Annotated in this window: 7 protein-coding genes; 2 read left to right on the top strand and 5 right to left on the bottom strand. The window is 45.5% G+C overall.

Annotation, left to right across the window (positions count from 1 at the left end):
• The first annotated feature begins 179 nt into the window (after nucleotides 1-179).
• Nucleotides 180-4,169 (top strand): pullulanase-type alpha-1,6-glucosidase, encoded by a 3,990-nt coding sequence (gene pulA, locus R7041_RS20465; protein ID WP_206949170.1) that lies wholly within the window; start codon nucleotides 180-182, stop codon nucleotides 4,167-4,169.
• A gap of 99 nt (nucleotides 4,170-4,268) precedes the next feature.
• Here the strand turns inward: pulA and R7041_RS20470 are convergent, their stop codons facing one another.
• The 5 genes from R7041_RS20470 to R7041_RS20490 form a co-directional block, all read right to left on the bottom strand.
• Complete coding sequence (locus R7041_RS20470; protein ID WP_064369581.1) at nucleotides 4,269-5,885, bottom strand: endonuclease; 1,617 nt, start codon at nucleotides 5,883-5,885, stop codon at nucleotides 4,269-4,271.
• A 331-nt stretch (nucleotides 5,886-6,216) separates the two neighbouring features.
• On the bottom strand, nucleotides 6,217-7,830 hold the full coding sequence (locus R7041_RS20475; RefSeq protein WP_064369580.1) for an alpha-amylase family glycosyl hydrolase: 1,614 nt from the start codon (nucleotides 7,828-7,830) through the stop codon (nucleotides 6,217-6,219).
• A 120-nt stretch (nucleotides 7,831-7,950) separates the two neighbouring features.
• Nucleotides 7,951-8,457 carry a hypothetical protein gene (locus R7041_RS20480; RefSeq protein WP_005374788.1) on the bottom strand — a complete coding sequence of 169 codons (507 nt, stop codon included), beginning with the start codon at nucleotides 8,455-8,457 and terminating at the stop codon, nucleotides 7,951-7,953.
• A gap of 316 nt (nucleotides 8,458-8,773) precedes the next feature.
• Nucleotides 8,774-9,583 carry a MalM family protein gene (locus R7041_RS20485; protein ID WP_005374786.1) on the bottom strand — a complete coding sequence of 270 codons (810 nt, stop codon included), beginning with the start codon at nucleotides 9,581-9,583 and terminating at the stop codon, nucleotides 8,774-8,776.
• Nucleotides 9,584-9,683: 100 nt separating this feature from the next.
• Nucleotides 9,684-10,955, bottom strand: coding sequence for a maltoporin (locus R7041_RS20490; RefSeq protein WP_005374784.1), 1,272 nt, complete (start codon nucleotides 10,953-10,955; stop codon nucleotides 9,684-9,686).
• Between the two features lie 446 nt (nucleotides 10,956-11,401).
• Here R7041_RS20490 and R7041_RS20495 point away from each other — a divergent pair.
• Nucleotides 11,402-12,509, top strand: a 1,108-nt coding sequence (locus R7041_RS20495) for an alpha-amylase family glycosyl hydrolase (RefSeq protein WP_318128701.1), incomplete at its 3' end; no start/stop codon positions are given.

Genomic DNA, 12,509 nt, shown 5'->3' on the forward strand with positions numbered 1-12,509 from the left:
TGTAAAAAACTTAACAGCCTGCTCTCACATTTTGCTGATGATTCAGTGTATTAGCATCTAGTTGAACATTTCCTTTTTTGGCATCTGCCTTTCTAGCGTGTGCAAAACCTTCTTGATGATTGAGTCAGCGAAGGCAGCGCGCAGCTCAATATCAATTCAATAACAATGGATTTGTAAACGTGGACAATAAGACATTTAAATTATCAACAATTGCCAAAACCGTACTGCCTTTGATTTCCGTCGCGGTAATCAGCGGTTGTGGTAGTGATAGCACGAACGAAGATACGACGAACCCTGGCTCAGGCTTGTACCCTGCGGGAGAGAACGAAGTCGTCATTTATTACAAACGTGACGTAGCATCAGCTTCAACAGCAAGCGACTACGAAGGTTGGGGCTTGCACCTATGGAACGGTGAGGGCTGTACCAGCACAGATTTAGACGCAATGGGCATTCCGGGAACAGGAACGGATTGGTCTGCGCCACACCCATTCGATGGCATCAACGACACCTACGGTGCTTACTACGTACTGAAAATAAACCCAGACGCCTCTGACCCACACGAATGCATGAACTTCATTCTGCACAAAGGTGATGAGAAAGCGTTCGGCAGCGCAAACTCAAAAGTAGAGTTGACGAAAATCGGCGAATCGAAAGGTTTGTTTGGCTTCCACGGCAGCAGTGAACTTTACTACGAGCCAATAGAAGAGCGCCCTGTTGATATTGATGGTCAAAAAGCCCATTGGTTAGACGCCAACACCATTGCATGGGAAGCGGCGACCAGTGCGGATTCCATGAAGCTGTTCTACAGCCTTAGCAATGACATCAAAATGGATGAAGACAAGCAAATCTCTGGCGGTACTGCGGTTGAGCTGACAAAAGCTGGTGAGCTATCTGATGGACTAAAATCACGCTTCCGTCACCTTGCTAGCCTTCAAGCTGCGGGTATCGATGTCGATGACGCAACCTTGCGTACGATCCTGAAGTCACAAATCGTTATGGTGGCTTACAACGCAAATGGTGACGTCATTTCTGCAACTGAAGTGCAAAAACCGGGCGTTTTGGATGCGGTGTTTGCCGATTCCAAGACAGGTAACGCGATCGGTCAAGAACTCGGTGCGATTGTGGAAGGCGGTGCCGCAACCTTCAAACTATGGGCACCAACTGCCCAAGATGTTGATCTGATAATCTACGATGAAAACTTAGCAGAAGAAGCGACCGTTGCCATGACGGAAGACCCAGCAACAGGTATCTGGGTTTCTGAGGCACAAAGCAACGTTGTCAACAAATACTATCGCTACCAAGTTAAGGTATACCACCCAACAACTGGCGTCGTTGAAACGCGTTTGGTAACAGACCCATATTCAATGAGCTTGTCTAAGAACTCACGATACTCGCAAGTGGTTGATTTAGATGATCCAAGCTTAATGCCTCAAGATTGGAAAAACTACGCACGCCCAACGGTTAAAAAAGACGAAGACCACGTCCTTTACGAGTCACACATTCGTGATTTCAGCTTTAACGACAGCAAAGGCACACCAAGTCTTGATGGCAAATATCTGGCGCTTACAGAACCTGAGCGTGAGTCTGTATCTCACTTGCAAGCTTTAAAAGATGCTGGCCTAACAACGCTACATATCTTGCCTGCATTTGATATTGCAACCGTGGATGAAGACTCTGACCAGCGAGTCGATATCACCGACACCGTGGGTAAACTTTGTGGCATCAAGCCAGAAGCCTCCATTTGTGAGACCGAAGATGACGGCAAAGTGATTGAAGAGGTATTAAATAGCTACGACCCAACAACGGGCAAAGCACAAGCGTTGATGAACGATCTTCGCATGCTAGACAGCTTCAACTGGGGTTACGACCCTTACCACTACACCGTGCCAGAAGGCAGTTATGCGACCGATCCTAACGGGTCTAAGCGTATTCTAGAGTTCCGCGAAATGGTTCAAGCGACGCATAAAATGGATCTGAAACTGGTCATGGACGTCGTGTACAACCACACAAATGCATCTGGTGTGAACGAAAAATCAGTACTGGATAAGATTGTCCCTGGGTACTACCACCGCCTAAACGTCAACACTGGCGGAGTCGAAAACTCAACCTGTTGTGATAACACCGCAACCGAGAACTTGATGATGGGTAAACTAATGGTTGACTCATTGATGGTATGGGCGGATGACTATAAAGTCGATGGTTTCCGTTTTGACCTTATGGGCCACCAGCCGAAAGATGTGATGGTTTACGCACTTGAAAAAGTCCGTGAAATTGACCCGAATACCTTGTTCTACGGCGAAGGTTGGGACTTTGGTGAAGTCGCGCAAAACGCTCGCTTCGATCAGGCGACACAAGTCAACATGGCGGGGACAGAAATCGGTACTTTCTCTGATCGTCTGCGTGACGCAGTTCGTGGCGGAAGCCCGTTTGATGGCGGTTTAGATTCTGAAGGTAAGCACCCACTTCGCTTTAACCAAGGCTTTGGTAACGCCGCTTACCCTAACGAAGAAACCAAAACTGACGCAGAGTCGGTGAATGGTCGTTTACACAACCAAGATCTGGTTCGTCTAGGTATGGCTGGTAACTTGGCTGACTACATCCTTCTTGATTACAAAGGCGAAACCAAGCTGGGTAAGAACGTTGATTACAATGGTGCGCCTGCAGGCTACACAAAAGTGCCATCAGAGAACATCTCTTACGTGTCTAAGCACGACAACCAAACATTGTGGGATAACAACGCCTACAAGATTGCGACAGGCACTTCATCTGCCGAGCGTGCACGTATGCAGTCTGTGTCCCTATCAACGGTGATGCTTGGTCAAGGCATTCCATTCATCCACATGGGTTCTGAGCTATTGCGCTCTAAATCTATGCAGCGCGACTCGTACGATTCTGGTGACTGGTTCAACCGTGTATTCTTCGACGGAAGCGACAATAACTGGAACGTTGGTCTACCACGTGAAGACAAAGACGGTGCAAACTGGGAGCTGATCAAAACCATCGTTGGTGACAGCACGGCGAAACCAGATTCAACCGACATCGAGCTGACTAAGCAACAATTCCTAGAGCTACTTAAAATCCGTAGCACAAGCGAACTGTTCCGCCTAGATACCGCGCAAGAAGTGATGAACCGTGTGGACTTCCGCAACGTAGGGAAAGACCAAGTGGAAGGCTTGATTGTGATGTCTATCGACGATGGTACATCAGCGGGTGCCGATTTGGATTCGAACTACGAAGCTGTCGTGGCCGTTGTGAACTCAACATCAACTGAGAAATCTTTCAAAGTTGCTGGCGCAACTGGTTTCGAACTGCATGAAGTTCAACAAAACTCTGCGGATGACATCGTCAAAGGTGCAAGCTTCACCAATGAAACGTTCACAGTACCAGCACTGACAACAGCGGTATTCGTGCAGCCACAAAACGGCGCGCAAGGTGCTGGCCTACCAGTAAACACGGATAACAAAGACGTATCGAGTATTCCTCCTTACGGCGAAACCGTTGTTTACGTGAAAGGCACCATGAACGAGTGGTCTGATAGCAGTGATTGGGCGATGACCTTTATTGGCAACGGTATGTACTCTGTAACTGGCGTTCTTGAAGCTGGTGAACACGAGTTCAAATTCGCGGACTCTGGTTGGGCAAATCCAAACATCGGTTGTGATGCTGCGAATATAGCTTCTGGTTCACTAGAATTAGGTTCAGAAGGTAACTGTAAGCTGTCTGTTGCTGAAACAGGTAAGTACAACTTCACTCTGAACGCGCTGCATGTTCAAGATGAAAGCGTAGAAAAACCGGTCGTGTCAGTGACCAAGTCAGCAGATGCACCAACATTCGGTGAAACAGCACTTTACTTACGTGGCACTATTACTACATGGGATGCTCCAGCACAAGACTCAACAGCGAAGTTCAGCTATGTTGCAAATGACGTTTATTCGCTAGACATTGACCTAGCGGCGGGCAACTACGAGATGAAAGTTGCGAGCGCAGACTGGGCAGCAGACACCAACTTCGGTGGCGAAGGCAGTGTTGAGCTTGGTAAAGCGCTAACGATGGAAGTCGGTGGCGGTAGTGCAAACCTGAAAATTGCGATTGCAGAAGCAGGAAATTACAACTTCCACTTCAACGCGGCTGACAAGTCGGCGCCAATCGTGACGGTAACGAAAAACTAGTTTCATTTAAAAACATCCGTAATGAAAAAGGGGAAGCATCACGCTTCCCCTTTGTTTTGTTGGCGTCACTAAATGGTGGATACCAAAATCAAAAAGGTGTTAGTTTCCCCAAATCTGTTCAACAAACTCAGGATGATCAATGAATGGATTACGATTGCCCTGAAAATCAAACACTTGTTGATTGCGGTTTCGTTCTTTTTCACTAACGGGATCATTTTTGTGCCAACGTTTCAGCATGTTTAACACCCAGGGTTCAAAAACCGTCGAACTTGAACCATCAAGGACAGCATCCGCATTGCTTGAATTACCTTCCCAATTACCTACAACATTTTCATAACGGGTCGCCATGTAGAAATAAGCACGGGCGAAGTCGCCCTTAAACTCATCAATCGGCTCAAACACCATACCGGAGTAGCCCAGACTAGTGCTTGCTTGGCCAAGTTTAGAGCCATTACTAGACACGTAGGTCGCGGTGCCCACTTCACCAAATGGCCAATTACTGCGCTTCGCGTTTACATAACCATCGGTTGCAAACAAGTGATGACCGTCTGAGTTCATCGGCTCAACCTTACCGCCAAACCAGCTTTTCGGGAAAGAGTGCTCACGGTTGTAGCAATCCCCTTCCGTTTTGTATTGGCCACATTGGTCTGTGACTTTGGTAAAGCTTACTGTATCGCTACCAGATGGCTTTTCAGAATACATATCGAGAATAGAGCCATCATTTTCGTAATAACGATCAATATCGGCATCTTTTACCAAGGTCCACACCGCAGAATAACCTCGGCTGGAGTGATTATTGATAATGTTAAACAGCGCCGTTTTTAGAGCGTAGCCCGTCTTACCAGATGCCGCTTGATAGTAACCATCAACCACTGGTGGGGTCGTGGTTGAGTCACCTAACGTAAAATCGGTGGTTTCACTTTTCGAGAATTCAGCGCCAGAAGCAAGAGTCTTATCTCCCTCAGTCAGAATGTACGACCCCGCGCCACTGCCACAACAAATGCCGTCACCATACTCGTCTTGAATCGTGAATTGGTAGTTACCGTCAGCTAAGCACATGCTCTTTTCAATGGTGGTTGCTGACTCATATCCCTGACCAGAAAACAGTACTTCGGCTTGGTTGTTTTTTAACGTCCAGCTGGTTTCTGAACCATAATTATCTGTTGTGAGAGTCAAGACCACTTGGTGATCACTACAACTTTCTACAGGAGGTTGTGTACTCGTCTCAGTCGGTTGAAAATTATCGACGTAGACAACTTCTGAGCCATCAAAACTGGCTTCATCGTAAAAACGCAAACCGACGTTGATGGTCTTGTTCGAGCTCGCTGTGTAATTGTGCGCGAGCTCTTGCCACTGGTTTATCTGTTGTGGGTTCGAGTAATTGTGATAACCATCAACCACCAGACGTGCTTTTACATTTCCTTCGGTATGATAAACCGAGACAGAAAACGGATAGGTTTTCCCTTGCTCCACATTAATGGTTTGCAAAAAGTCGGTGTTGCTTTGGGTACCTGTATTCACGACGACCTGGGCAGCCAGACCACCCGATTTGATTTGCTCGCTGCTTGGCGACACTGTAATGCCAGCGTCAATCTCTGACCACTGCGTAGGTACATTGCCATTCCACTGCTCAAAGTCACCGTTGATAATTTGGCTATATGCAAACGGCGAGCTAACAGCAGCAAGGAGACAGAGGGAGTTCGTTATGGATTTCATTATACTTTTCCATTAGTTATATAAATCCCAAACACGATAAACATATTAGTGGGGCATAAGTAATCCTTCAGTCACATTTTTACGTTGCACAAGTGTTAATTTACTTTTTAATGTGCAGCTTATCTCACAAATATCCATCTGCTGAAAACAAACGCCAATACAAAAAGCGAAGCAACTTGTTGGCTACATCGTCGTAAAACCATTAAGGGAAAAGTAAAACAGACAGAAAAAAGCCAAGTGTGCGCCTATGGGGGTCAGCAACAACACTTGGCTTGTTTATAAGAAAGCTTGTGGTCAGCTCAACTGGTGAGCATCAATTCTGAATAATTCCTTAAGGTTTTACCGCAAAGAATCGTCCTTGTAGTGGCGACATCAGAATCTGATATTGACCATTACTCGGAGTAATTTTTTCATTCGTGAGCAAATCCACCAACTCACCAGTACCAACACTCTCCTGAGTAAGAGTGACGCTTCTAGCGCTCTCTAAGGTATTTAGCGCAAACAAGACTTTGTCCGAACCAGATTGTTTCAAATCCACATAACTGCCGTTACTCGCAACTAAATTCGTGCGTGACCCCTGATAAAGTGCAGGATGCGCATCACGCATTGTCATCAGCGATGTCACATAAGATTTGAGATCGGCTTGGTTTGCATCAAGCGTCGCCGTCACGCCTTCAATTTTCGCACTGCTGCGCGCAACGTGATCATCGCACAAACCTTGAATGGCGCAGGTGCTGTTGTCTTCTTTTACGGCAAAACCATCCACTTGATCCCCGATTTCATCACCGTAGTACAACGTGATTGGCCCTGTGTACGCCGCTTGGAAAGCAAACGCGGCTTTATGGCGTAACCAATATTCTGCATCATTCACATCCGCCAAGTTTCCACGCTGTAACAAGTCACCAAAGCGCACTAAATCATGGTTGCCGATCATCAAATTCGGCTGCGCATGTGTTGGATATTGATTGTGTGTGCTGTAGCCGTTGTCTAACCAATCCGCACCGCGACCACCCACGCCGCTCTCATTCACGGCTAAAGTTTCAACGATGCGATATCGCATAGGGAAGTCAAACGCAGAGCACAATGCTGGACCGCTGTTCGATCCATACGCCTCATTCGCGATTTCAGACTCCCCTTTCCAAATCTCTGCCACCATGTAACCCAACGGATTCACTTGTTCGCCTTTGCTATTGGTGTACGTCACACTTTGTGAGGCTTCATCGACGGCTTTACGAAGTTGTGTCCAAGCGTCTGTCGGAACTTGATAGGCTTGATCTAAACGCCAGCCGTCAATCTTCAGTTCTTTGATCCAATACGTTGCCACTTCTTTGTAGAAATCGAGACTGGCCGGGTAATCAACGGGATTGCTCGATCCCGATGGCAACAAACCGGAAGGAGATGGTTTGATCAAACCATCTTTGTGATGACCAAATACACCATCAAAAAACACGTATAAGCCGCGTTTGTGTGCTTCCTCGACCAAGGTTCTCGCCGTTTCTAAATCACCAAAACGTGGATCAATGGTGAAGTAATCCGTTGCAAAGTAGCCCGTGGCATCCAGACGATCGGCCCAGTGTTCTTGGCCCGCTATCGCTTCCGATTCAAAAACTGGCGTCAACCAAATCGCGTTCATCCCTAAATCTTGGATGTAATCGAGTGAATCAATCACTCCTTGCAAATCGCCGTTATGATGGCTGGTGCCATAACCTGTACCGTGACCAATGTTCGCATCACCATCCACAAAACTCTCTACCATGATTTGATAAGTACGAAGTTGGTTACTTTGCGCCATGACATTGGCTTGGCAAGCATAACTGGTATCCGGTAGCGGAGTGCTGCTATTAGTGTCGCCACCACCAGAAGAATTACACGCAGATAAAGCACCAATCACACTTAACGCAAGCAACGATCGAGACAGGCGATGGTTACGTAGGATATTAAGCATTTTATTCTCCCTAACTTACTCAAATAAACTACGGAAATTTGAGTAATAAAATTAACCCCGACATGTGTTTCATGCAGGGGTTAATAAATAAAAATAGATTTTAAATAATTGAATTGAATATTATTGGCACTTATTTACCATGACATGAACAGGTTTGCCTTTTCCTTCAAACTGAAGACTCCATACATATTTACCATCTTCTTTAATATCAACCGAAGTATCCGTACCGTAACCACCAAATGTTAATGGTGTTAATTCACCAACGTTCATTCTATTACCTTTTGCGGTAAATTGTGGGAACCACAACTCGGTCGCATACTGCATTTTGTAGGAGCCTACTTTTTCTTGAACCACGGCTTGGTAGAAATTATTCCCTTTGTAGGTGTATTGACGCTGAGGCACGTGTTTCCAATCGGAATCCGCAAAAGTACCCACCACAAATAGTGGTTTAGAAATAGGTCCTTTCGCTGTGCTATCTGGGTTGTCACACGCTTTCATGAAAGCAACCACTTCGTCTTGAGACATATTAACAACAGGCTCTGCGGCCGCTTCTGGTTCTGCAGTCGATTGACAACCCACTAAGGCAACAAGTAGAGCAGCAGCAAGAGAGGTCTTCATCATGTTCATTTCACGTAATTCCTTTTTAGTATATCCAAAGCAAAATAAACTCAACGGTTAAAAGAAATATTAATCGTTATTAAAATGGAAATATCAAACGCCAAATAAATATCGTCAGATTGTGAATTTAAATCACTTCGAGAAGTTTGTTTATTTCCTAAGTACACAAAATAAATTAGGAACTGCCATTAATTATTGATCCAACCTATATAAAAAACAAAGTAATAAAAATAATTATGTGAATAAGGTAACTCTATGTAGGGGTATTTTTATTGGTTTATTTTCTATGAAAAAGGTCAGCATTTCGCTGACCTTTTTTATCTGATTATTTTCTATTTACGGCTTTCACAAACACTTGTTGCGCACCTTCGATACCCAGTTCTTTTGCTTCATCAAGCAAAGTGAGCGCTTTCGGAATATCATTCGCTGCGACTGCTGCTTCAATTGAGCTGTAGTAGTAGCTAGTAAGGTCCGTACCTTGGGGAATGTTATCGTTTTTCGCAACAATCTTAGTATTCACAATATCATTCGCGGATACCGAAAAGCGGAACTGACCAAGTGGGCTATGTTTCGCTAGAGGGTCTGCAATATCTGGCGGCTGAGTGTGGCGCGCCATGGCGAAGGCTTTTGCAGGGTGTAAAACTTGTGTACTTCCTTTTAGATCGGCGGAAGTCGTGTAAACCAACACATGCAGATCGTTACCTGTCATGTCTGGAATCACATTGAGATCAAGTACGAATTTATCATTGTCCAACAGTTTTGCTGGTTCGTACTTAAACTTTGAAAAATCTGCTTGGTAAATGGTTTCTCCTGCCGAGTTCATCACTGCGACATTAGGAGCATAAAATTGAAGTTCTTTACTTACGAATGTCTCTAATTTGATATCGAGACTGCCACGGTTACCTGGAAGAGCAAACGCTGCAATAGCGCCAGCACTGTTACCATCCAACAACATTTGGCTTTTATCAGTCAAAGCGAATTCAGTAACCACAGGCACGTTAAGCGGTACCCATTGAATATCACCCGATTGCGTGATCACTTGTTGCTGACCTTTTGGACTCATCTCTACTTGTTCTACAGACGCACAACCAGTAGCCAACATGCCCAGCAGTACGGGAGCAAGCCATTTTTTCATTACTGTCTACCTCGACTCTTTATTGTTTTTTAAATAAATACAGCCAGATAAGTTCTGGCTGTATCATTCTAGGACAATTTAGGACTTAGTGGTTAGATGATTACCACCAAGCTTCAGCTTGTACACCGAACTGGAACGTATCGTCTGAACGACCGTTGTCAAATGTGTTTGAATTGTCTTCTTTGTCAGCCGTTAGGTAAGAAGCGTAAACACGGATTTCAGGACGAGCCCAGAAGCTAGAGCCAGCAGACCATGCTTGAGCAACAGTTAGCTTACCGTATTTGTTTTCTTCGCCGTCGTTATCGTCGATAGCGTAACCAGCTTCGAAGATAGTTTTGTGGTTGTCATCCCATTTGTACATTGGACGAACAACAACAGACATTGTTTCCCACTTGTCTTGGCCAGCCCACATGTCTTCACCAACACCGTACACTAGCTGGTGACCCATTTCCCAGCTGTCGCCCATGCCGATTACACCCCAGTTGATTAGGCGGTAACCAGATGCACCGTTATCAGCTTCTGCGCCGTACCAGCTACCGTCGCCGTAGAATGCCATTGTTTTTGAGTAACCTTCAGTACCGTACTGAAGCACTGTTTTGTTGAAACCAGCGTCTAGACCTTGAGTCAATTCTGCTGTGAACATTACGCCGTTTTTCGCATCTTTAGTGCCGTTTGGCGCAGCGTCAGTTTCGTTAAGAATTGCGTAGTTCAAGCCCATTTCTAGAGAGCCGTTGTCCCATAGAGGAAGACCTGCGTAACGTACGTCTAGAGTGTTTACGTTTGTTGCGCCACCATCGTTGCCTGGGTCAGCGATATCGCCGCGGTCGTTACGAACCCAAGCGAAAGAAACTTTACCAGGACCAGCTTCGATACCTTCAACACCAGCGCCCGCGCCAGAGATGTTCCAGTAGTAGAAGTCAGAGATATGAATGTCGTGACGTTGGTAGTAGCGTTTACCTGCCCAAAGCGTTGCTTCAGGAGCAAAGTTTAGTAGGCCTTTAGCTTGAACGTTGAACTGACGTAGTGCGAATTGTGCATCGTCTACACATTTCACTTCGCCGTTATCCAAACCACAGTTAGCAGAAGTGCTTTCCCAGTCGTTTGAACCGTTAGAAGTCATTGCAACCATAGAGTCTACGTAGAACGTTTTGCCGTTGTTGTTGTAAACTTCTTTACCTAGTTGAATCTCGCCGTAGATATCGCTTTCATTACCTAGACGACCGATCTTGTTCTTTTCGAATGTTAATTGTTGACCACCGTCAGCGTTCACGCCAACGCCAGCACGCATGTAACCGTGGAAATCCACTGCGAATGCAGAACCAGCAGCTAAAGTTGCAGCTACAGCAGCAGCAATTGCACTTACTTTTTTCATTCTTAACTCCATTAAGGGTATTTATAATTCTGTCTTCCCTGCTCACTCTTTTAGGTGAATATAGGCAGTAAAAACACACCTAAAGAAAGAGAGGTAAGATGGGAACGAATCCCCGTTTGTTTCAACAGTTGTGAGATTACCCGAGGCGTACAAGGATGACTTCCTCCGCCCTAAACTAATTTAAGGGGGATGAGAAGGGAGTAGAAAATTTACCGAATGGTGTTTTTTCGAGTCAGATCACCAATCTAGGGAGGAATTAGTAAGTTTGTTCGGTTTTGAGCCGCTACAAAGTGATAGCCATTTCATATTTTTGACTCTAAGCCGTCACATAAAGTAATTAAATTACACGAATATTTTTATATTTAGGGTGGTTGACCTTAGTAAGACAAAGTTTTTAACTTATAGTTTCCTAAAGGTAGCAATAAATATTAAATAAAGTATCTCCGATGACACGACTTCTCTCTCGCCCCTACCCCCTGGGCGCAACATTGAATAAAGAAGGCTGTAACTTCTCTATTCATGCTCCAGGCGTAAAAGACATTCAACTGGCATTGTTTGCAGACGATGGCAGCTACGAGCTTCACGGTTTACCGAATGAATACGCTGGCATACGTCATACTTTTATTCCAGATATTAAGCCGGGGCAAAAATACGGTTACCTTGTCTCCCACAAGGAAGAGCCACTGTTAATTTCTGATCCGTACGCAAAATCAATAGATAAAGCCCTCCACTATCACCCTCCGTACTCTCCAGCCAAAAGTTTCGATATGCCGAAGTGCGTCGTTATCGAAGATGATTTTGACTGGCAAAACACGGATCACCCGCGTATACCCAGAGAAGAGATGGTGTTGTTTGAGACGCACGTCAAAGGGATTACCCAACGCCACCCAGAGGTTGAGGACAAGCTGAGGGGGCGCTATTTAGGTCTTGCATCACCTGAAATGCTGGCCTTTTACAAACAACAAAACATCAACACGCTGCAATTGCTACCTGTCGCAGCATGCATGCATGAGCCTCACCTACTAGAGATGGAAAAGGTCAATTATTGGGGATACAACCCTTATCTCTTTATGGTGCCCGATCCGCGCTACGCAGAACAAGACGCCGTTACGGAATTAAAAACAACAATTCGCGAATTGCATAAAAACGGCATTGAGGTGATTCTCGACGTGGTTTACAACCACACTGCTGAAGGTGGTGAAGGGCCTACAATTTTCAACCTGAAGGCCCTCGATTCCTGTTTTTACATCAAACATGGCAACCACTTCGCCAATTACACTGGCTGCGGAAATACAGTGGATCTCACCTACCAACCAGCCTTAAACCTTGTGATGGATACATTGCGCTACTGGGTTAGCGAATTTAAAGTCGATGGCTTCCGTTTTGACTTGGCTGCAACGTTAGGTCGACAGGGCGATGATTACAACCCAGAAGCAGCTTTCTTTAAAGCCGTTGCGCAAGACCCAATTTTGCGTGAAACCAAATTGATTGCCGAACCTTGGGATATTGGTCCAAATGGCTACCAAGTGGGTAACTTTCCATTTGGTTGGAACG

The sequence above is a fragment of the Vibrio sp. 1751 genome, from assembly GCF_033339895.1.
Taxonomy (GTDB): Bacteria; Pseudomonadota; Gammaproteobacteria; order Enterobacterales; family Vibrionaceae; genus Vibrio; species Vibrio alginolyticus.